Origin of the sequence: Vibrio sp. Vb2131 (assembly GCF_033338535.1) — a bacterium.
Lineage (GTDB): Bacteria > Pseudomonadota > Gammaproteobacteria > Enterobacterales > Vibrionaceae > Vibrio > Vibrio alginolyticus.
Genome location: NZ_JAWOSW010000154.1, coordinates 1 through 532 on the forward strand (window position 1 = coordinate 1; position 532 = coordinate 532).

The window sequence follows — 532 nt, forward strand, 5'->3', positions numbered from 1 at the left end:
CTGTGTGACACACTGCAGCTTCCACATGGAGATTTTTTTTTGGTCTTATTTTATTTTGTTTTCTTTTAGAGGGGAGGTGCAGCAGCAGAGGGTGGATATGGAGGGACAGGGAAATTATTGGGATTGGTGTGCATGATGTGAAATTCACAAAAAAAAAAAGTTTTAAAAAGCTAAGCAAGTCATAGGCACCAAGCAAGTAAAGCACTCCTCCATGGCCTCTGCATCGGTTCCTGTCTCCAGGTTCCTGCTTTGAGTTGCTGTTCCTCTGGGATGGGTTATAAGCTGTAAGATAAAAATGAACCCTTTCTTCTCCAAGGTGTCTTTTGGCCATGGTGTTTGTTATGGCGTATATACTTAGCCCAGGGAGTCGCACCATTAGAAGGCAAAGCCCTGTTGGAGTGGGTGTGTCATGGGTGTGAGCTCTGTACGGCATGTTATCAAGGAAGTCTAGTCTCTCATAAACTGGTTGAAGATAAAGGAAGCAATCTCCCATGCTTTTATGATTAATTCAAGTATCATACTTGTGTTCTCA

General features: G+C 42.9%; 1 protein-coding gene. It reads right to left on the reverse strand.

All coding sequences use genetic code 11. From position 1 onward, the window contains the following. Positions 1 to 331, reverse strand: a 331-nt coding sequence (locus R7E38_RS23330) for a hypothetical protein (protein WP_318082224.1), incomplete at its 3' end; no start/stop codon positions are given. Positions 332 to 532: the final 201 nt, after the last annotated feature.